Annotated in this window: 15 protein-coding genes; all 15 read right to left on the bottom strand. The window is 38.0% G+C overall.

The features are described 5' to 3' along the window. Positions 1-77: 77 nt before the first annotated feature. Positions 78-800: an energy transducer TonB gene (locus FJ651_RS02715; RefSeq protein ID WP_140988857.1), complete on the bottom strand. Its 723-nt coding sequence runs from the start codon at positions 798-800 to the stop codon at positions 78-80. A 64-nt stretch (positions 801-864) separates the two neighbouring features. Then, complete coding sequence (locus tag FJ651_RS02720) at positions 865-1,248, bottom strand: VanZ family protein (RefSeq protein ID WP_140988858.1); 384 nt, start codon at positions 1,246-1,248, stop codon at positions 865-867. Beyond that, on the bottom strand, positions 1,220-1,600 hold the full coding sequence (gene gcvH, locus FJ651_RS02725) for a glycine cleavage system protein GcvH (protein WP_140988859.1): 381 nt from the start codon (positions 1,598-1,600) through the stop codon (positions 1,220-1,222). The genes FJ651_RS02720 and gcvH overlap by 29 nt, the downstream gene beginning before the upstream one ends. 61 nt (positions 1,601-1,661) lie before the next feature. Next, the gene (gene sov / locus FJ651_RS02730) at positions 1,662-8,897 is read right to left on the bottom strand and encodes a T9SS outer membrane translocon Sov/SprA (protein WP_449406376.1); all 7,236 of its coding nucleotides are present in this window, start codon (positions 8,895-8,897) and stop codon (positions 1,662-1,664) included. A gap of 5 nt (positions 8,898-8,902) precedes the next feature. Continuing rightward, positions 8,903-9,484: a Holliday junction branch migration protein RuvA gene (ruvA, locus tag FJ651_RS02735; protein WP_140988860.1), complete on the bottom strand. Its 582-nt coding sequence runs from the start codon at positions 9,482-9,484 to the stop codon at positions 8,903-8,905. 77 nt (positions 9,485-9,561) lie between these two features. Further along, entirely contained in the window at positions 9,562-11,844 is a 2,283-nt protein-coding gene (locus FJ651_RS02740; protein WP_140988861.1) for an NADP-dependent malic enzyme, read from the bottom strand. Between the two features lie 51 nt (positions 11,845-11,895). Continuing rightward, positions 11,896-12,816, bottom strand: coding sequence for a tRNA epoxyqueuosine(34) reductase QueG (gene queG, locus FJ651_RS02745; RefSeq protein ID WP_140988862.1), 921 nt, complete (start codon positions 12,814-12,816; stop codon positions 11,896-11,898). A gap of 8 nt (positions 12,817-12,824) precedes the next feature. Next, positions 12,825-13,847, bottom strand: a complete 1,023-nt coding sequence (ruvB, locus tag FJ651_RS02750) for a Holliday junction branch migration DNA helicase RuvB (protein ID WP_140988863.1) — start codon at positions 13,845-13,847, stop codon at positions 12,825-12,827. Between the two features lie 101 nt (positions 13,848-13,948). Beyond that, on the bottom strand, positions 13,949-14,722 hold the full coding sequence (locus tag FJ651_RS02755; protein ID WP_140988864.1) for a prohibitin family protein: 774 nt from the start codon (positions 14,720-14,722) through the stop codon (positions 13,949-13,951). A gap of 230 nt (positions 14,723-14,952) precedes the next feature. Continuing rightward, positions 14,953-16,746 (bottom strand): cytochrome c oxidase subunit I, encoded by a 1,794-nt coding sequence (locus FJ651_RS02760; RefSeq protein ID WP_140988865.1) that lies wholly within the window; start codon positions 16,744-16,746, stop codon positions 14,953-14,955. 36 nt (positions 16,747-16,782) lie between these two features. Then, the gene (locus FJ651_RS02765; RefSeq protein ID WP_140988866.1) at positions 16,783-17,844 is read right to left on the bottom strand and encodes a cytochrome c oxidase subunit II; all 1,062 of its coding nucleotides are present in this window, start codon (positions 17,842-17,844) and stop codon (positions 16,783-16,785) included. A gap of 24 nt (positions 17,845-17,868) precedes the next feature. After that, positions 17,869-19,179, bottom strand: coding sequence for a quinol:cytochrome C oxidoreductase (locus FJ651_RS02770; protein WP_140988867.1), 1,311 nt, complete (start codon positions 19,177-19,179; stop codon positions 17,869-17,871). Between the two features lie 21 nt (positions 19,180-19,200). Continuing rightward, on the bottom strand, positions 19,201-19,758 hold the full coding sequence (locus tag FJ651_RS02775; RefSeq protein WP_140988868.1) for a c-type cytochrome: 558 nt from the start codon (positions 19,756-19,758) through the stop codon (positions 19,201-19,203). Between the two features lies 1 nt (position 19,759). Next, entirely contained in the window at positions 19,760-20,302 is a 543-nt protein-coding gene (locus FJ651_RS02780; RefSeq protein ID WP_140988869.1) for a DUF3341 domain-containing protein, read from the bottom strand. An 8-nt stretch (positions 20,303-20,310) separates the two neighbouring features. Next, positions 20,311-22,038, bottom strand: coding sequence for an NrfD/PsrC family molybdoenzyme membrane anchor subunit (gene nrfD, locus FJ651_RS02785; protein WP_140988870.1), 1,728 nt, complete (start codon positions 22,036-22,038; stop codon positions 20,311-20,313). Between the last annotated feature and the right edge of the window lie 2 nt (positions 22,039-22,040).

Below are 22,040 nucleotides of genomic sequence, written 5' to 3' on the forward strand. Positions count from 1 at the left end.
AAATCAATACCAACAAACGTACCAAAATAAAAAAGGGTCGTTTAAAACGACCCTTTAATTTATCTTTTAAATAAAATTTAATCTTGAACCTGGAAGATAATAGGTAAAGAGTATTGTACAGTTACAGACTTACCACGCTGTTTTCCGGGTTGCATCTGAGGAAGTTTACTAATTACTCTTGCTGCCTCTCTTTCTAACCCGGGATGCGGAGCTCTTGACTTAACGTCGGTGATATTACCGTTTTTGTCAATTTTAAAAATCACACTAATTCTTTGACGACCAGATAATCCCAAATCACCAGCTAACTCAGTATTGAAGTTTTTATTTACATGTTGAGTTATCTTTTCAGACATACATTGTTTTTTGGCCTCATTTCCACTTTTATTCTCACAACCGGGAAAAACAGGTACATTTTCAATAACTGCGAAAGGTACCTCGATGTCTTCTTCTACTTCCTCAACAACCACATCTTGTACTTCTACAATTTTAGTATCCATTTCTGTTTCAGTAGACTCAATTATTGTTTCTTCAATTTCCTCGTCATCGTCAACCACTTCAATTTCTTCGGGAGCTGCCGGTGGGGGTGGCGGTGGCGGTGGTGTTTGAATTTGCTCGGTTAATGGAATTTCTTCTTCAATTTCATCACCTAAATCTAACAAACCAATATCAATACCAGATTTATCGTAAGTTTTGAAATTAATTGCGCCATACGTTAATAATAACACAATTGTTAGGCCAACAGCGAAATAGAGTGCGCTGTTTCTACCAATGTCGGCTTTTGGATTTTTTTTCGGCTCCATAATTATAAAGTTTTATTAGGGTTGCTAAAATAACCAATAAATAATTTAATATACAAATGTTATTTTAATTTAACTTCAATTTATATAGACCCCTGACTAGGAAATATCCTATAATTACGCCTATACCATTTGCAAAAATATCGAAGATATCAAAGGTTCTATCGGTATTCAATACTTTTTGAAGTACTTCAAGAACTGTGCCGTAAGCAAAGCTAACTATCATTGCTATCCAAACAGCACTTTTAACATTGGCTTTTTGTAGAAAATTAAACAATACAATAACAAAAACCGTATAAGCCAGGGCATGAAAAATTTTGTCATCATGACCGGTATTAATCTCGGGTAAATTATGCAGTGAAACTAGGCTTAAAACAGTAATTAGAACTACATAACATATTAATAAAGGTAAAGCAAAACGACTAAGCGTTGATAATAGCTTTGTAATCATCAGCGCTAAGCAAATTATCTATTTCTGAGCTATCTGAGAACTTCAGTTTTACCATCCAGCCTTCGCCGTACGGATCTGTATTTACCTTTTCAGGCTCGTCTTGTAAAGCTTCGTTAAATTCTATTATTTCACCAGATAAAGGCAAGAATAAATCCGAAACTGTCTTTACTGCTTCAACGGTTCCAAAAACATCTTCGGCATCTAATGTTTCATCTACAGTTTCAACTTCAACATAGACAATATCTCCCAATTCGCTTTGAGCAAAATCGGTGATACCAATAATTGCAATGTCTCCTTCAATTTTTACCCACTCGTGGTCTTTAGTGTACTTTAAATCTGATGGTACTTTCATTTTTAGAAATTAAATTAATTAAGCAGTACAAATGTAAAATTTTAAAGTAATGCAATAAAGATTAATTGCCAAAATTATATCGTAAAGTGAATCCGGTTCTAATAGAGGTTTGCGGAAATGCCGTAGAAATAGCAAAATCTGAGAACGCATAATCAAAATAGAAAATAGCCGTGAGATATTTACTAAAAGCATAATCTGCTGTATACTTCACATTCCAGATGGTTTGACCTGCGGTTACCTGACTATTGGTAACATCTAAAGGCCTAATAATTGTTTTGTTGTCTCTTACAGAAATATCGGCTCTCATGTTTAAATCGCTCTTAACTACTTGTTGTGGACCCGCAATTTTTGAGCGTATGCGTACGTCTTTAAATCTGTAACCCAAACCTAAGGTGTATTCTTGCCCTTGAATCTCGGTGAGTAAATTATTATCGAAACTAAGTGATAAAATGCGGTCGCGTTTGATTTCTGCTAAAATTTTTACCGAATTTTTCATTTCCATGTCTAAACGCATCAAGGGACTAAAAGATTCTTCTAAGTTAATATTACTTAATAATGTTTGATTTTTAAAATCACCGTTCTGGTTAAGCGCCTCGATGCTTTGCTCACTATATTCTGCGCCTAACTCAGGTGCGACATAATCTAAGTTAGCTCTAAATTGATTAATGGTATAAGATGAACGATAGCCATGATTCACAGAAAATCTTCTAAAGTTATCTTTAAACCACTTAATACGCATAAAACCGGTGTATTTGATATTCCAGTTAGGCAATGGAAAGTTTCTGAAAGCATCGGCGCTAATACTTTCAGGGTTTGAACCTTGATAAGCAGCTAAAAACGCAGGCAACAGCACGCGCTGACTATTTTTGCTAAACCCAAGCGGAAAGCCGTCCGCATCGGTTGCAAAGTTATTGGTGCCGTAAAACTCGCGCGCTAATCTATTGGCTACTGTAAGTCGATTTGCTCTAAACGTTTGAAAGGTTTCTGAATTAAATTCGTCGCTCTTTTTAAAAGCGGTACCAATCATAATGGTAGAGATATTAAAGTTCCCGAAAGAATTTCTAATTAAAGAATTATACTCTAATTGGCCGTCACCACTAATATCTTCCACTCTAAAATTTTCGGAATTGTTTTCTGCGTATATTCTTCCGCCGGTAACATCAATGGTGAAATCTGTTAAAGGTTGCACACTTGCAGAGTAATCTAATTGTTTGTTGGCAACTTCGGTGTACTGCTGGTTAAAATCAGGAAAAACCGTGAGCCAGCCATTGCGTGCGGCCAGTTGCCGTATGTCTCTCTGAGCCCCGAAGGTGTAACCAAGCGTGGGTTTTAAAGTTCCTACAATTCCGGGAGTTCTTAAGTATCCCGGCAAAAATGTACCATTATTTTCTGAGTAATTAACCTGAACACGTTTTACCATGGTTACAATATCAACTACGGTATTGAAAACAGCACTGGGTTTTTTAGGTGGTTTTTGTTGATCTTCTGGTGTTTGACCGGCTCTTGAAGTTTGAGGCATACCCGGCTGCGACAAACGATTGTCTCGCTGAGCGGCTCGAGGTGATTTTTTTACCAAGCCTAAATACCTGTAAAGAGTTTCCATATTTAAGGTGGTATTTAGGTTGTGGGTATTAGCATTTTGTATCGAATTTCCTAAATCAAAGGTAGATACCGTTCCGTTCGGGTTTGTTATTTCTAAATTCGAATTGATATCAGAGCCTTTGGTCCATTGGAAATTTCCGGTGTAGGCATAAGTTGACCTTATAAACCCAAGGGTTGGTATTTTGTTTAAGGGTAATTCGTAATTAAGCTGAAGTTGTTGATTTTGAATATTCGGATCTCCTAAATCAAAGAAATCGTCCCAAACATTCAAAGATGGATCTTGCCTACCGTTAATTCGGTCATCAATAAAATAATTTCTTACAATGTTACTGTTATTAGCTGTGAAGTTAAGGTTGAGTGCATCGGTAATATTGTAATTTAACACATATTGCATATTGAAATTGTAGTTTCGCCGGAAGAGTTCTTCAATGCCTATATTATCGCCACCTAATTCAACTTCTCTAAATTTTTGCCTGCTAAACTGCCTAATAAAATCAGTGTTGACAGAAAAACTGGTTGGCAACAAATTAAAGTTAAAGTCTTTTAATATTTTTAAATATTTACTTCTAAAAAGTGAATCATTCTTTTTAAAGGGTTCTATTTTAACAGGGTTAAAACTAAAGTTGTAGTTAACACCTGCTCGAATATTTTGATCTAACGAATTTTCTATTTCAAAATCTCTAAACTCGACTTTATTGTAAGAGTAATTGAAGGTTAAGTTTTCAACATCGTAAAATCTTGGAGTGGCTTCGCCGGTTCTCAATTTTCTAACACCTATAAAATTAATACTCTTTCGTTTTGTATACGATTCATTAACGTTGAGAATAGAATCTCTGTTATTGGTGTTGTTTAATTGTGTTTCTAATCTGATATCTCTGTAAAATTCGTCGAACTCGGGTGTTACAATTTCCTCGGCAACCGCGTAGTTAAATGGCAATTGAATACCCCATTTTTTTGGTAACAACTGCCCAAGATTCATGTTAGTAACAAGATCGTATTGCGAAATATCTTCCCGGCTACGTTCATTTGGTTTTTGTTCTAGTGATCCAAATCCTGATGTACTGCGTCTGCCTGTTGCACTAATGTTTGCAAAATCAGCCACGTTCGAATCCAAGCTTACTATACCGGCCCAACCACCACGGCTATCTATTTCAGACAGTCTTAACTCATTAAACCATACTTCTCCACAAACATCCATACCGGTTTGCCCGGGGTTTTTTAGTCCCAACATTAAAACCCTAATATCTCCAAAATTAGGATTTCCTTTAATGGCTATTCTTTGTTGTCCGGGCGTATGCGGATCAAATTGGTTAACTTCTACCAATCCGCTTGGCGTTACATCATACCATGTTGGTTCTAAATTGCTCAGTGTACCATTGGCAATACCTCTTGACTTAATTTCTTGTAAAGCGCTGAGTTGTATATTAATTTCGTTGACCCATACTTCTTCGGGGCTGGAACCGTTGTTGACTTCCAACGGTAGTTCAACCTGATAGAAGTTTTCGGTAAAATCGTTACCCATTCTAATAAAAGCTACCATATCGCCACTCGATAGCCTTCCTGATTCACCATCTTTAGCGTGTAAAAACATGCGCATTTTTTTATATTGCCGCATGTCGAGATTTACATTTTTAAAAACACCACGAGAATCCTCAGGCTCCAAATCGCACACTTGAAGCACTAAAGACTGTTCGTTTTGTCTTACAATAGTGTTATTATTGTTTAGTCTTTCTCTTACAACGCCAGGCGGAGATACATATGTACCGTCGTTTTCCTGAATGCCGATAACTCCAATATTAAATGCAGTATTGTCGTTATCATTGTTAGGTTCGTCATCAAGAGACAATCGGTATCTTCGCCAGTCGCTTCTCACCAAATCTAAAGTTGCAAACCTTAAGGTGGTTACTTCATTAAAATCTGTTAGATACATTCTGGCAAATCGAATAGACCTGATATCGGCAATACCACCAACAGCATTAGTTGCTTCAGAAATTGGAATTCTAAACTGATACCATCTCACTTCCCGGGTATCGCCGTTTGGCAATGTAATATTCCTGACTTTTAAATCGTTAATTTGTGGATTAGCAGTACTTAAAGTGTTTGGTGTGATAGGTATTTCGTATTCAAAATAACTATCAATAGTGTTCATGGTATTGTCTCGGTTGATGTCTTCAGCATCGGGCTGTGGTGCCGCGCCACGATTGAAATTTGAAAACTCCGACGGCGAATTTCCTTCTACTCCGTTGTATCTTTTATAGCGTTCAAAGATGTTTCCTGTAGTATTTAAATAAAACTCGTAATTATCATTAGCCGGGTCTGAGCCAAAATCGCCTGTAATACCTAGCGTGCTTAACATGGCCTGTTCTTCTTGATCGTTATAACCATCATATCCAACATCCTGGTTTATTCTTTCCTGACCGGTAGAAGAAAAGGTGTAAATTAAAGATTGTGCTTGCGGCACAACGTAAGGATTTGCAACAGACAAACTTCCTTGCAAAAAGGAAATATCGCCATTTTCAGGCAAACCGTTTTCGTACATTTTCTTTCCGTCCTTTAATATATCTTCTGATATATTTCCTAGGTTGAAAGTTAAGGTACCACCTGTACTTGCCGGATTGTCTAAAAACGGATCTTGTAACCAAAACTCAATAAACTCAACGTTGGCTTGTTCAAAATCGGTAGTATTAATAGCTCTTGAAATTCCTGCCCAGCTTTGGTTAGGATTTAATGATGTATTGTTGGCTGCCTGAGGATCAAAATTATAAGGACCTCTTTCGGTTGGATAATAGGTTAAATCTAAGGTGTTCGTAACACTTGTTTGACCTTGTACAATGTCAATTTCAGGGAAAATTTCTTCAATAAATACACGTCTGGTGTAGAGATTAGACACATCGTCGTTGGTGACACCCTCTGGTCTTTGAGCGCCGTAAAAAATAGGGTCGATGGTGTACCAGTTCATTAAGGCTCTGCCATAGCCATTGGTTAAACCATTCACATCATTAGCGGTGCTTCCAAATAGATTAACAGGTCTGGAAGACAAAAACCAAGACAACGGATTTTTTAAATCGATAGCACCTTGAGTACCTTCAAAATCATCTATATACGAGGTAGCTTCACCATCAAAATCGGTACCTTTTGGTGCTCCGGGTGCCAGGTAAGCAAATTCACCTCTTATCGAAAGGTTTGATGGTACATCGGTATCTATATTTGGCAATTTATTGACCATCCTTGTTAAAAACGGCACTTCAGTAGAATAGTTCCCATTGAAGCCAAAAATGCTGTTACTTACAGATTCCTGATTAAAGTCGGCCTTTTGAGTAATAGGTCTTTCGGTTAAATTTAGGAACGTTGCGCCCAGAACAAAATTTTCATTAAACTCATGGTCTACATGAAAACCTGCAAATCTTCGGGTTTGTTGACCAAAAACCGCATTATTTTCAACCGATACGTTAATTGGCGTATTTGAAGCCTTAAGTGCTTCATCTAAAATATTAACACGACCCAACTGATAATCTACGGTATAATCAATTCCTTCAACCAGTGTTCTACCACCGGCAGTTACAACAACCGAACCACGCGGAACATTAAATGCGCCCAGCGGAATACCACCACCGCCGGCAGATTGAAACCTTCCTTTGATAAGGAATTTATTTTTTTCAGCCTCATCTAAGGCTGCTATTTTAGTAGATTTATAAAGAATGTCGTAAACGTATTTGCTTTGGTTAGGATTGAAGTTGCCGGTCTCGTAATCAACATTGTTGTTTCCCGGGTTGCCGTCATCGTCTAAAATATCGAATAGATATTTACCAAATGGTTCTACTTTAGTAAAAATAATTTTACCGTTTTGAGACAATACCGTTAACCCTTCTACGTAATCAAAAAATCCATCGCCTTGTTCTTGAGGATCGTTGTTAAAATTTAACCTGTCTAAATGAAATAACCTGATTAATGGTGTTTCGGTAATTTCACTGTCGTCATTAGGGTTATTGGGTGTATTATTCTGAAAAATTGGGAATGTTGTACCTTCTACGGGTCTTATATAATTAAGAGGTGATGCTTCGTTATAAAAAATATTAAGTCTAAAGTCTTCTCTCTCTAATTGAAAAGCACCGGTGTCGTAAACGTTTTTCATCATTAAATCCCAAACAGGCAAATCAACAACAGTGACTGCACTTTTCAGCATCTTTAACACCAAAGCATTATTGGTAATATTTTGTGTATTGTTTGTATTGTCAACTACATCTGAAGCATTCACACCGTCATTGGCAAACTCACCAACCTGATACACCTGGCCTCCAACCGTATATTGAAAAGCCACTGCCAAAACCTCATCGTTTAACAATCGCTGATTTAATGAAATATATCCCAGACGTTGGTTTAAAAAATATTCGGTGCCTTCTCTAAGTTTTCTGGCGCTTTCCATTTTACCGTAATCAAAACCTTCGTTTACAGGCACTAAAACACCATTTTCAGTTGCTGTGATATCTCTTACTTGTTGAGTTAAAAGTGAGCCGGCACCACCAATGTTGGTGGGATCAAAATCATTATTTTTATTATCGGGAAATGCACCTTGACCGACATTAACAAAACCTCCGGGTGGGTTGGGTAACCCAATAATATCAGATTCTCCCAAATCCTGAAATGCCACAATATTTCTTACGTTTTCTGTAGCATTATTCCGGTTGGTAACCCAAACTTCTATTCTGGTTATTTGAATGTTATTATTAATAAACGGATAGCGAAGCATGGCCTCGTCATAATTATTTCTGAAATATTGCGCTAAGAAAAAGTGCCGGTTTTCGTCGTAATTCTGACCAAAAAATTCAAACTCTTCAAGTGTGCCACCGCCTTGGGCTACTACCGATGAAGATTGGGATTGTTGTTCAGAGAAAACTGCAGTAATACGGGTTTTCCCAAATTGTAATTCTGTTTTTACACCAAACAAACTTTGGGCCCCTCGAATAAGCGAACTATTGAGCGGCATATTGACGTTACCAACTTCAATTTTTCTGATAATATCATCTTCGGTTGGGGTGTATTCCAACTTGATAAGATTTTGAAAGTCGAACGTTGACTGTGTGTCGTAATTGGCGGTTACCTGCAGGCGTGTTCCAACCTTACCAAGCAAACTCAAGCTGATACGCTGATTAAAGTCGAAAGTGAAATTACTTCGGTTTTGTGGCGAAAAATTAGGATTATCTTGTTGGGTAAACAAGACTCCTAAATCAACTTCAACCGAACCTTGCGGAATGACTTCAATAGTATCTCCACCAAACAAGGTTTGGAAAAAACCTGAGTTGATATAAAAGTTAGGCAGCAGGTTTTTCTGTTCTTCCTCTGTACCTTCCTTTTGTCCGGCCTGTGCATCAATTTTTTGCTTGTAGTAAGAACGTATTTGCTCCTTTTGCACTAGTTTTTCAAACTCGGCCGGCGTTAAAAACAGAGGATAATTGATATTAAATTCGCCTACCTTCTGTCTGTAAACGTACATGTTTGTTAGGGGATCATAAGTATACCTTGATATGATACTATTGGGATCTTTTAAAATAATTTTTCCGGTGTTGTAACCGGTGGCTGTAGAATCGCGCTCAGGCTCTCTTTCCTGAGAGAAAACAACAGATGATGCAAGTAACAAGCTTATTACTAACAGCTTAAAAACGATGTATTTTAGATTTGTATAGTTGGTTGCGATCAAATCTTTTATAAATTTTTTAGGGCCTGCTTGATAATAGTCTCAACATTAGCTTCAGGTTGAGTTGCTATAATCTTATCTACCACGCGCTCGGCCTGTTTTTTAACAAACCCGAGAACTTCCAAAGCAGATAACGCTTCATCTTTGATGGTATTGTTTTGAGCCACCGAAATTTCATCTATATCATATACTTTTAGTATTTTATCTTTTAAATCCAAAATTACACGTTGAGCGGTCTTAGCTCCTATGCCTTTTATAGATTGAATAAGAGCCACATCATTGGTGGCAATGCCTTCACGCACTTGTTTTGGTGTTAATGAAGATAACATGGTTCTTGCTATGCTGGCTCCAACACCACTTACTGAAATGAGCATTTTAAAAATTTCTCGTTCGGCAAGTGACGAAAAACCGAATAGGGTATGCGAATCTTCTTTTACTTGCAGATAGGTGTAGAGTTTAATGGCTTCTTCATCCGGAATTTGCGAATAGGTATGAAGTGAAATATTAATGGCATAGCCTATTCCATTACATTCAATAACAACTTCCGTTGGATTTTTCTCAACAAGTTTCCCTCTAATATGTGTAATCATGCTATGATTCAGGTTAGCGAACCAAATGTAATAAAATTATTAAGATTACAAACTTAATTTAAAGGTTTGAGACCCTATCATACTTCAGCTCTCTTCTCTTTTTGCTGAGCATCAATTACTGCTATGGCAGTCATATTTACAATTTCATCAACACTGGCATCTAGCTGTAAAATATGAACCGGTTTTCTCATCCCCATTAAAATCGGACCAATAGACTCGGTTGCATTGAGTTCCTTTAAGATTTTATAGGTTATATTAGCTGAATCTAAGTTTGGAAAAATAATGGTATTGACGCGTTTACCGGCCAGTTTGGAAAATGGGAATATGTCTTGCAACATTTTGCTGTTTAAGGCGAAATCTGTTTGCAACTCGCCATCAACAATCATATCGGGATAATTTTCGTGCAAATAAGCAACTGCTTCGCTTACTTTTTTAGCCCTTGGATTATTAGACGACCCAAAGTTAGCATACGATACCATTGCAATAACCGGTTCCATTCCAAATAAGCGAACAGTTTTAGCGGTCATCTGAGCGATGGTTGCCAACTCCTGAGCCGAAGGATCAATGTTTATTGCAGTATCACTGAAAAACATAGGTCCACGTTGTGTTAGCAGCAGATTTGTAGAGGCAATTCTAGTGGCATTTTTGGCCTTACCTATTACCTCCATCATAGGCTTGAACACCGTAGGGTAACTACGTGAATACCCTGAAATTAATGCATCGGCATCGCCTTCGTCAACCATCATAGCGGCAAAATAATTACGCTCGCGCATTATTTTTTCGGCTGAATATTTCGTTACCCCTTTTCGTTTATTTTTTTGCCAGTACACTTCGGCATAACGATTTTTTCTTTCGGTCTCAGAGTCGTCTTTAGGATCTATAATGGGCACATCGGCATCGAATTCTATTTCTTCTTTTAGTTTTTCAATAGATTCCTTTCTGCCTAAAAGGATTGGAAATGCAATTCCTTCATCATAAACAATCTGGGCGGCTTTAAGCACATCTAGCTGGTCGGCCTCTGCAAAGACCACACGTTTAGGGTTGGTTCTCGCCCGATTGAGTAATAATCTTACAATTTTATGGTCTGAACCAAGACGCTCTAAAAGTTCTTCTTCGTATTTATCCCAATCGTCTATTTTATGCTTGGCTACGCCACTTTCAATGGCTGCTTTGGCTACTTCGGGCGGAACGGTCGCAATTAATCTTGGGTCAAAAGGTTTAGGTATGATATAATCTCTACCAAAGGTGAGTCTTGTTTCTCCATAGGCGATATTGACCTGTTCGGGCACCGATTCTTTGGCTAATTTGGCCAATGCTCTCACCGCTGCCATTTTCATTTCCTCATTAATTTTAGTAGCCCTTACATCTAAGGCACCTCTAAAGATATATGGAAAACCAAGTACATTATTAACCTGGTTAGGGTGATCGCTTCGGCCGGTTGCCATGATAATATCTTTACGCGTGTTGATTGCAAGATTGTAATCTATTTCGGGATCGGGATTGGCCATAGCAAAAACTATGGGGTTATCGGCCATGGATAAGAGCATTTCCGGAGTAACGATATTAGATGTTGATAATCCAATAAATACATCGGCATTAACAAAGGCATCATCAAGGGTATGTAAATCTAAATGTGTGGCGAATTCTGCTTTTTCAGAGGATAGGTTTTCACGGTCTTGTCTAATCACACCTTTACTATCGGTCATTACCACATTTTCTCGTTTCACCCCAAAAGCCTGGTACAATCTGGTGCAAGAAATGGCAGCGGCTCCTGCACCGCTCACCACAACGCGAACTTCATCAATTTTTTTATCGGCCAATTCCAGGGCATTCAACAAAGCTGCTGCCGAGATAATAGCCGTGCCATGCTGGTCGTCATGCATCAGCGGAATATCTAACTCTTCCTTTAACCTACGTTCAATCTCAAAAGCTTCGGGAGCTTTGATATCTTCCAGATTGATACCACCAAATGTTGGTGAAATATTTTTGACGGTTTGGATAAATTCTTCAACATCTTCCGTTCCTATTTCAATATCAAATACATCTATGTCTGCAAATATTTTAAAAAGCAATCCTTTTCCCTCCATAACCGGTTTTGAGGCTTCAGGACCAATGTTTCCTAAGCCTAGTACTGCGGTACCGTTGGTAATAACAGCAACCAAGTTTCCTTTGGTGGTATATTTATAAACGTTATTAACATCTTTGGCAATCTCTAAACAAGGCTCTGCAACACCGGGCGAATAGGCTAAAGACAAGTCGCGTTGCGATCCGTGTTTTTTGGTGGGTACTACTTTTATTTTACCGGGAGTTGGCTTGGCGTGATATACTAGTGCTTCTCTGCGTTTACTTTGTTTGCTCATAAAGTATCTTATAAGATGAAGAAACAAATTTAAGCAAACTATACAGATAGCCTATTTCAAAAACCGAATATTTCGTTTCAATCCCTCAAACTTGGTTCGTTTAACAGCCGAATATTTAAACACCTTTTTAAAAGTTTCTTCTGTGATGTCTTCCCAGTCTTGTTTTGTCATGGATAACAAATCGGGATGTGGATTAAAAAGTGGCTCGCTGTGAGGCTTTGAAAAACGATTCCAAGGGCAAACATCTTGGCATATGTCGCAGCCAAACATCCAGTCGTCAAACTGACCTTTAAAATCAGTTGGAATGTTTTCTTTAAGTTCGATGGTAAAATACGAAATACACTTGCTGCCATCTACTACATAAGGCTCGGTTATGGCTTGCGTTGGACAGGCATCAATACATTTGGTGCAGGTACCACAGTGATCGGTTGTTGGGGTGTCGTAATCCAGTTCTAAATCGATAATGAGTTCTGCAATAAAGTAGAATGACCCGACTTGCTGTGTCAATAAATTACTGTGTTTACCAATCCAGCCCAAACCTGATTTTGCCGCCCATGCTTTATCTAAAACCGGCGCAGAATCAACAAAGGCACGGCCATGTACTTCGCCAATTTCTTGTTGAATAAATTGAAGCAATGATTTTAGTTTATCTTTAATTACAAAGTGATAATCTGTTCCATAGGCGTATTTAGAAATTTTATAAGTGCTGTCTATTTGATTTTCATTCGGAAAATAATTCAACAAAAGAGAAACAATAGATTTTGCACCATCTACCAATTTTGTTGGGTCAAGTCGCTTATCAAAATGATTTTCCATGTATTGCATGGTGTCATGCATATTGTTGTTAAGCCATTTTTCTAAACGTGGTGCTTCTACCTCCAGAAAACCAGCTTCACTAATGCCACATGACAAAAAACCGAGGCGTTTGGCTTCGGTTTTGATGAGTTTGGTATGTGTACTTTTTGCGTTCATTAAGCTTATCAAAACAAGCCACCTTGAATATTTCCTTTTATTTTACCCAGGTGTTTATAGGCTAACTCGGTTACTTCGCGCCCGCGAGGCGTGCGCATTATAAAACCTTGTTGAATAAGAAACGGCTCGTATACTTCTTCAATGGTTTCGGCATTTTCGCTTACGGCTGTTGCCAAAGTTGTAAGCCCCACGGGGCCACCTTTAAATTTATCGATGATGGTGGTGAGTATTTTGTTGTCCATATCATCTAAACCAAAAGTATCCACATTTAGCGCTTTTAAGGCGTATTGTGCAATTTTAATGTCTATTTGTCCGGTACCTTTAATTTGAGCAAAGTCTCTAACTCTTCTTAATAGGGCATTAGCGATTCTTGGCGTACCACGACTTCTACCGGCAATTTCAATGGCGGCCTCAACGGCAATCGGCACGTTTAAAATGGAGGCACTGCGCTGAATGATATCGCTCAATAACTCTGTGTTGTAATACTGCAATCTGCTGCTAATACCAAATCTGGCGCGCATTGGTGAGGTTAACAAACCGGAGCGTGTTGTAGCGCCAATAAGGGTAAATGGATTGAGGTTTATTTGTACGGTTCGAGCATTTGGACCCGATTCTATCATAATATCAATTTTGTAATCTTCCATGGCAGAATACAAATATTCTTCAATTACGGGGCTAAGCCTGTGAATTTCGTCAATAAACAACACATCTCTTTCGTCTAGGTTGGTGAGCAATCCTGCCAGATCTCCAGGTTTATCTAAAACCGGTCCTGAGGTAATCTTGATGCCTACATTTAATTCATTGGCTAAAATATGTGCTAAAGTAGTTTTCCCTAAACCCGGCGGCCCGTGCAATAAGGTGTGATCTAAGGCTTCGCCTCTTAAATTAGCTGCTTTGACAAAAATTTGTAAGTTATCCAAAACCTGTTCTTGACCCGCAAAATCATCGAAGGTAAGCGGCCTCAATTTTTTTTCTACGTCGAGTTCTTCAGGTGTAAAATTACTTCCGGTAGGATCTAGGTTTTGGTTCATTGAGCTCACAGATTTAATAAGGTCACAACAAAGATAAATAAAAAGCCTCTCTAATTTTAGAAAGGCTTTTGATTGTGGGTATTTTTAAAAGACTAATGAGGTTATTCACCTACCATAATGGGTGCCTTACCATCGGTTATGATAATCTTGGCATTATTAGACCTACTTAACTCTCTAAATGCTTGAATACTTTGATACTGAATTAGAATGGGCGTAAGTCCTTGATTAATGATGGCTTGTGCGTCTCTGATACCTTCTGCTTCAGCTCGCTTACGGTCTGCCTCTTTTAATTCGCGTTGAACCACAAACTCCATTTCCTGAAATTGTTGTTCTGCTCGTAGCTTATCCTCAATAGCCGAAGACAATCTTGCCGGTAAATTAATACTTTTTAAAAGTACGGCCTGAATATCGAACCCTTTTTCGCTCAATACAAGGTTCATTTTATCTTGAATAGCCTGTTCAATTTCGTTTCGTCTGGTACTGTGCATGTCTTTTGCAAAATATTCGGCTGATATATTTGCCGCAGCAGATCTTAAAGTATTGATTAAAACATTTCGCTCGTAGTGTTTACCAATATCTTTGATAATATTTGGAGCTTCGTCCTTTTCAATGTTATAAAGAACAGAAACTTCGGCTGTAATCGTTAAACCTTCTTTAGAAGGCAGTAATAATGTTTGTTCAACATTGGTGGTCCTGATTGGAACTCTGATAAAGGTAGTTGTAAATGGATTAAAAAAACGAACACCTTCTTCTACCGGTTTATCGTTAAGCTTACCTAAAGTTTGCTTTACGCCTACTTCTCCGGGTCTAATAACAGCACAACTGGTTAAAAATAATGCTGCGGCAATGACTGATAATGTTTTTTTGAACTGCATAATTTTAGAATTTATTGTTTAAAAAAACATGACCAATCAGCATGCCAATTTATGCCTAAAACTACTGTTTAATAAATATTTATGATTTTACACACAGTTATTTTTAGATAACTAGTTTTTTTAAAATCGGAATGGTGGAGAAACTAAAAAGCCTTTCTAAAATTAGAAAGGCTTTTTATTATAATAAAATCCGCTATTACTTGATAAGATTCCTGCTTTCGCAGGAATTATCAATGCTGGAGTTCTTCTTCACCTTCTTTTAAAGGTACATTTTGAGGTACAAAATCTTCATCATGGCCCGGTTTACTGTAATCGTAAGACCAACGATATACAGTTGGAATTTCGCCAGGCCAGTTTCCATGGATGTGCTTAACAGGAGTTGTCCATTCTAAAGTGTTAGAACGCCATGGGTTTTGTGATGGCTTTTTACCATAGAATATACTGTGGATAAAGTTGTATATGAATACTAATTGGAATACCCCTCCAATCAACGCAAAAATCGTAATCACCACGTTAACATCGGCCAAATCGTCAAACAGCGGGAAGGCTGTGTTGGTATAATAACGTCGTGGTAATCCAGCCATTCCAATGAAGTGCATTGGGAAGAATACACCATATGCCGAGATAGCTGTTACCCAAAAGTGCAGGTAACCAAGGTTTTTATTTAACATTCTACCAAATAATTTTGGGAACCAGTGATAGATACCGGCAAACATACCATATAAGGCCGAAATACCCATTACCAAGTGGAAATGTGCCACCACAAAATAGGTGTCGTGTACGTTAATATCAAGTGCACTGTCACCTAAAATAATACCTGTTAAACCACCTGTTATAAAGGTTGATACTAAACCTATAGAAAATAACATGGCCGGGTTTAATTGTAGATTACCTTTCCATAAAGTAGTGATATAGTTAAAAGCTTTTACCGCAGAAGGAATTGCTATCAATAAGGTTGTAAAGGTAAATACCGATCCTAAAAATGGGTTCATCCCTGATACAAACATGTGGTGACCCCAAACTATGGTAGATAAAAACGCTATGGCTAGGATTGATGCCACCATGGCACGATAACCGAAAATTGGTTTACGTGAATTGGTTGCAATAACTTCGGAAGTGATACCTAAAGCGGGTAGCAATACGATATACACTTCGGGGTGTCCTAAAAACCAAAATAAATGTTCAAATAAGACCGGAGATCCTCCTTGGTAGTGCAAAACTTCACCTTGTATAAAGATATCTGATAAGAAGAATGAAGTCCCAAAACTTCTGTCCATTATTAACAGTAAAGCCGCAGAAAGTAGTACGGGGAACGAAACGGTACCGATGATAGCAGTTACAAAAAATGCCCAGATCGTTAATGGTAACCTAGTCATAGACATCCCTTTTGTACGAAGATTGATAACAGTAACGATATAATTTAACGAACCTAAAAGCGATGAGGCGATAAATATAGCCATAGAAACTAACCACAAAGTCATACCGGCACCAGAACCGCCTTGTGCCATTGGCAGTGCACTAAGTGGTGGATAGATTGTCCATCCAGCAGCAGCCGGCCCCGCTTCTACAAAAAGCGAAAGCACCATAATAACACTAGACAAAAAGAACAACCAATATGAAACCATATTAAGGAAGCCCGATGCCATATCTCTTGCACCAATTTGCAACGGAATGAGTAGGTTACTAAAGGTACCACTCAAACCTGCTGTTAATACAAAAAACACCATGATGGTTCCATGAATGGTTACCAATGCCAAATAAATATCGGCATCCATAACGCCACCGGGAGCCCATTTACCTAACAATGCTTCAAAAATAACATTAGGTTTTTCAGGCCAGGCCAATTGCATTCTAAAAATAAGCGACATTAAAATACCTATGACACCCATAATAGAACCCGTAATCAAGTATTGTTTAGCGATCATCTTATGATCTTGACTAAAAATATACTTAGTTACAAAAGTCTCTTTGTGGTGGTGGTGTCCGTGGTCGTCGTGCGCGTGTGTTTCTACTGTTACTGACATAATTTTTCTTAACTTTTCTTTTTAAACAATTTTTTGCTAATTTAATGAATTTTCAAATACAGTTTGCTGCGCCATCCATTCATCAAACTCATCTTGTGTCTCCACTATAATTTTCATTTGCATGTTATAATGAGATTTTCCACAAATTTTATTGCACAATAGCAAGTAGTCAAAATCATAGCGTAATTCTTGACCACGGTCTAGTACATCTTGTTGATTATCTAGTCTTATCTGATTGATTCGAGCTACTTTATCCTGAATATCAGGATTTTCTCTCATTTCTTGGGTTGTAACTGTAGGAGTAAATGCAAATTGGGTAACCATGCCCGGCACGCAATTCATTTGTGCTCTGAAGTGTGGCATGTATGCCGAGTGCAACACATCTTGAGAGCGCATTTTGAAAATAACCGGTCTGTTAACAGGTAAGTGTAATTCTGAAACGATGACGTCATCTTGAGCATAGGGATCGTTTTCATCGACTCCTAATATATTTGCTCTGTCTATATTAATCAATCTAACATTGGCTTCACCTAAAACATTGTCTGCTCCTGCGTATCTGGCTTTCCAGTTAAATTGCTGGGCGTATAATTCAACAATTAAAGGATCTTCATCCTCAAAGTCTGGATTCATAATATTTGTCCATGCAAATAATCCGGAAATGATTAAACCGGCCAGAACAATTACAGGAATAATGGTCCAAACTGCTTCTAAGGTATTATTATCGGCGTAAAACAAAGCTTTCTTACCTTTTTCTCCGCGATATTTATAAGCAAAATAGTGTAACAAAAACTGAGTAACAGTTTGTACAATAAATATGATGATTAAAGAAACAATGAGTAACTTATCAATTGTTGGCCCATGCTCAGAAGCTGAGTTTGATAACAATGGTAAATCTCCCCATTTTACAACACTATAAATGGTGATGGCATAGATGAACACTAAAAAGGCCATCATTAGGTAACCATTTACTTTATTGTCTTTATCTGTTGCAATTTGATTGTTATTGGTTCCAACTTGTGATAAATCAAATATTTTTACCATTTGCCAGATGGCGATGGTTACAAAAATTACAATACTTAACGTTAAAAGAACTGTCATCTCTCCTAATTAGGTTTATAAATGTTAATAATGAAAGTTTTCACTTTCTTTAATAAATGGATTTCCTTTAGCCAATAGTGGTGCCTTAGAAATAGAGGTAAATACTATAAGTAAGAACAAACCTCCAAACAAGAAGATTGATCCTATTTCAGGCACTCCTATAAACCATCTGTCTCCAACGGTTGCTGGCATTATCATATTAAAGACATCCAGGTAATGACCACATAAAATTACAATACCTGCCATTACCACAAACCAAGGAATACGTTTGTAATCGCTATTCATTAATATGAGTAATGGAAATATAAAATTCATGGCTACCATACCAAAGAATGGTAGTTTATAATCGTTGATTCTGGTTACATAATAGGTTACTTCCTCAGGAATATTAGAATACCATATTAACATGAATTGAGAAAACCATAAATACGTCCAGAATATACTAATACCGAACATAAATTTAGCCAAATCGTGTAAATGGCTGTCATTTACAAATTCTAAATGGCCTTTAGATTTAAGATAAATTGTAATTAAGGCAATAACTGTGATACCGCTTACAAACATACTTGCAAACACATACCATCCAAACAAAGTACTAAACCAGTGTGGATCTACACTCATAATCCAATCCCAAGACATAATTGATTCGGTTACGATATAGAACACCAAAAATCCTGCCGAAATACGGAAGTTTTTCTTAAAGTTTATATTATCATTAGCTTCATCTTGGGCCAAAGAAAACTTTCTTGAAAAGTGTCTGTAAAGTGCCCAACCTGAGATAAACAATACACCTCTAATGATAAACCCGGTTAGGTTTAAAAAGCCCGATTTATTTTGAATTATTTTATCATGTTCAACAACCTCGGGATCCATCCAAAGAAAGATATTGTAATGCCCGATTGTTCCGGAAGCAACTGCAATTAATAAAACAATAATGGCCCCAGGCAACACATAGGCTGTAATTCCTTCCATAACTCTAAAAAGTACAGGAGACCATCCAGCTTGTGCAGCATATTGAATGGCATAAAATGCCAATACCCCAAGTGCAATCATAAAGAAAAAGAAAGCACCTACGTACAATGCTGCCCAAGGTCTGTTGTGTATTTGGTGCATTACGTGTTCTGCATGATCTACGGCATGTGCATCTGCTTCATCGCCGTGATGAGCTTCATCGGTATGTGCAGCTGCACCACCATGACTAGCCTCTTCGGCAAGCATTACCTCGACCTCTTCTTTCGAAACGTGAGACGACATAAAACCGTAGGTTAACATGATGGCTCCTAAGATCATCAATATGAAAGAAAATAACTTTAATTTACTTGAAACTGTGTACATATCTGTATAATCTTTATCGTCTTACTTTTCTAATTCGGCTTTTAGCTCCATAACATAAGTTGTTACTTGCCAGCGCTCTTCTTCGTTCAATTGATTTTTGTAGGCACCCATGGTGTTTAAACCGTAGTAAATAACGTGGTAAACGCTACCTTCTGTAATTGCGCGACCTACATCATCATAACTGGGAACGCCTAGTATTTTTTCACGCTCAACTAATTTACCCTTTCCATTACCGCGATTACCATGGCAAATACCACAATAAATCTCATATAATTCTTTGGCACGAGGTTGATCGTATTTAAAATCCTTTACAGGGTTTGTTAATTCTGACTTGGCTTGCAGATAGCCTTCATTAGAATCTTCTATTTCATAAAATTTATAACCTCTTGGAATGCTTCCCTCTGCAGGTAACTGCGCTGCAATACCGTTGGCAAAAGCATCAGATTCCTGATAAGTCTCATAACCAACAGACTCATACATATTCGGCATATATTGAAAATTAGGTCTTGAATTTTTTTGACAAGACACCAAGCCGGCGAATAGTAATGCTATGATTGATATTTTTAGTGTAGTCTTCATGTTAATGTTGTTCTTCTTCAATTTCAACAATGTTTATTTCAACAGCACCTGTTTCTTCGAGCAGAGCTGTTAACTCAGCCTCGTTATTATTAAGGGCTATTTCCATTAAGAAATGGTCGTCTGTAGTTCTTACATCAGGATTTTCGGCTTTTTTAAATGGCCACATTCTGCTTCTTAAATAAAATGTAATTACCATTAAGTGCGCCGCAAAAAATACGGTAAGCTCAAACATAATTGGCACAAAAGCCGGCATGTTTTCAATATAGCTAAAGCTTGGTTTTCCTCCAATATCTTGCGGCCAATCTTCAATCATGATGTAGTTCATCATAACAACTGACACCGTTAATCCAACGCAGCCATACAAAAATGCTGTAATGGCAAGTCTGGTTGGCGCCAAGCCCATTGCTTTGTCTAGTCCGTGAACAGGAAATGGCGTGTAAACCTCTTCAATTTGATGTTTTGCTGCCTTAACCTTTTTAACGGCCGCCATGAGTATATCGTCGTCCGTGTAAAGTGCGTGTATAACTTTTGATGGTGCTTCCATACTGCCTGTTAGTTTATTAAATTTTTAGCCTGACCAGCCCAATCGTCACGCTCAGCTCTTCCTGGGAATAATCCGGTGATGTCATCTAGTAGGTCATATTCGTTTTTGGTCATTTTACTTACCTGAACATAAGTAAAGATGCCTATGCTATTAAGCGCTTCTTCCATTTTAGGACCAACGCCATTAATTTTTTGTAAGTCGTCGGCCGTTTGCGTAGCAGCGTCAAAACTTCCAATGTTCCCCAACAGACTATTTATTTTTTCTGTATTGTCTGAAGTCGATTTTTCAGGAGGTGCTGCAACGGCGATTGGACCAGAAGTTCTGCTATCTGCGGCAGCTCCGGCAAGCGTTTTACCGCTTTCTCTTAAATTTTTATACTTGTCACCTGAGGTTTTCAAAATGGTTTTAACCTCAGCTTGTGCAATAACCGGAAACGTTCTCGCATATAGTAAAAACAACACAAAGAAGAAACCTATGGTACCAATAAATATTCCTATATCAACAAAAGTTGGGCTGAACATTGTCCATGATGATGGCAGGTAATCTCTGTGTAACGATGTAACAATAATTACAAAACGCTCAAACCACATACCTATGTTCACTACAATAGAAATAAAGAACGAAAACATAATACTGGTTCTTAATCTCTTGAACCACATTAATTGCGGTGAAAACACGTTACAGGTCATCATGGCCCAATAAGCCCATGCGTATGGTCCCGTGGCTCTATTCAAAAAGGCGTATTGCTCATATTCAACACCCGAGTACCATGCAATAAAAAGCTCTGTGATGTAGGCAACACCAACGATAGAACCAGTAATCATGATAACAATATTCATCAATTCAATATGTTGTAATGTGATGTAATCTTCCAGACTTACTACTTTTCTCATGATGATAAGCAGTGTATTTACCATCGCAAAACCCGAGAAAATAGCACCCGCAACGAAATACGGAGGGAAAATAGTGGTATGCCAACCTGGAATTACCGAAGTAGCAAAGTCAAATGATACAATAGTGTGCACAGAAAGTACCAGTGGTGTAGCCAAACCTGCCAATACCAGCGATACTTCTTCAAAACGCTGCCAATCTTTTGCTCTTCCAGACCAACCAAAGCTCAACAGAGAGTAAATTTTCTTTTGGAAAGGTTTCACGGCGCGGTCGCGAATCATAGCGAAATCTGGTAACAAACCTGTCCACCAAAACACTAAAGACACCGATAAGTAAGTTGAAATAGCAAACACGTCCCATAACAGAGGTGAGTTAAAATTCACCCACAATGAACCAAATTGGTTTGGAATTGGCAATACCCAAAAGGCTAACCATGGTCTACCCATGTGGATAATTGGAAATAAACCCGCTTGAACAACCGAGAAGATGGTCATGGCCTCGGCCGACCGGTTAATTGCCATTCTCCATTTTTGACGGAATAATAGCAGTACCGCAGAAATCAATGTTCCTGCGTGACCGATACCTACCCACCATACGAAGTTGGTAATATCCCATGCCCAGTTAACTGTTTTATTAAGACCCCAAACTCCAATTCCCGTTGAAACGGTATAGAGAATACATCCAATTCCGTAAAGGAAAGCAATGAGTGATATTCCGAAAACGGTCCACCATAATTTATTGGCTTTACCTTCAACTGGTCTGGCAACCTCTACAGTAACATCGTGATAAGATTTCTCTCCGGTTACAAGTGGTCTTCTAATAGGTGCTTCGTAATGAGACGCCATAA

The organism is Paucihalobacter ruber, from assembly GCF_006494535.1.
GTDB classification, from domain to species: domain Bacteria; phylum Bacteroidota; class Bacteroidia; order Flavobacteriales; family Flavobacteriaceae; genus Paucihalobacter; species Paucihalobacter ruber.

What these genes read in the sequence shown, in the direction of transcription:
- FJ651_RS02715 (WP_140988857.1), bottom strand. Translation starts at nt 800, where the DNA reads ATGGAGCCGAAAAAAAATCCAAAAGCCGACATTGGTAGAAACAGCGCA.
- FJ651_RS02720 (WP_140988858.1), bottom strand. Translation starts at nt 1,248, where the DNA reads ATGATTACAAAGCTATTATCAACGCTTAGTCGTTTTGCTTTACCTTTA.
- gcvH (WP_140988859.1), bottom strand. Translation starts at nt 1,600, where the DNA reads ATGAAAGTACCATCAGATTTAAAGTACACTAAAGACCACGAGTGGGTA.
- ruvA (WP_140988860.1), bottom strand. Translation starts at nt 9,484, where the DNA reads ATGATTACACATATTAGAGGGAAACTTGTTGAGAAAAATCCAACGGAA.
- FJ651_RS02740 (WP_140988861.1), bottom strand. Translation starts at nt 11,844, where the DNA reads ATGAGCAAACAAAGTAAACGCAGAGAAGCACTAGTATATCACGCCAAG.
- queG (WP_140988862.1), bottom strand. Translation starts at nt 12,816, where the DNA reads ATGAACGCAAAAAGTACACATACCAAACTCATCAAAACCGAAGCCAAA.
- ruvB (WP_140988863.1), bottom strand. Translation starts at nt 13,847, where the DNA reads ATGAACCAAAACCTAGATCCTACCGGAAGTAATTTTACACCTGAAGAA.
- FJ651_RS02755 (WP_140988864.1), bottom strand. Translation starts at nt 14,722, where the DNA reads ATGCAGTTCAAAAAAACATTATCAGTCATTGCCGCAGCATTATTTTTA.
- FJ651_RS02760 (WP_140988865.1), bottom strand. Translation starts at nt 16,746, where the DNA reads ATGTCAGTAACAGTAGAAACACACGCGCACGACGACCACGGACACCAC.
- FJ651_RS02765 (WP_140988866.1), bottom strand. Translation starts at nt 17,844, where the DNA reads ATGACAGTTCTTTTAACGTTAAGTATTGTAATTTTTGTAACCATCGCC.
- FJ651_RS02770 (WP_140988867.1), bottom strand. Translation starts at nt 19,179, where the DNA reads ATGTACACAGTTTCAAGTAAATTAAAGTTATTTTCTTTCATATTGATG.
- FJ651_RS02775 (WP_140988868.1), bottom strand. Translation starts at nt 19,758, where the DNA reads ATGAAGACTACACTAAAAATATCAATCATAGCATTACTATTCGCCGGC.
- FJ651_RS02780 (WP_140988869.1), bottom strand. Translation starts at nt 20,302, where the DNA reads ATGGAAGCACCATCAAAAGTTATACACGCACTTTACACGGACGACGAT.
- nrfD (WP_140988870.1), bottom strand. Translation starts at nt 22,038, where the DNA reads ATGGCGTCTCATTACGAAGCACCTATTAGAAGACCACTTGTAACCGGA.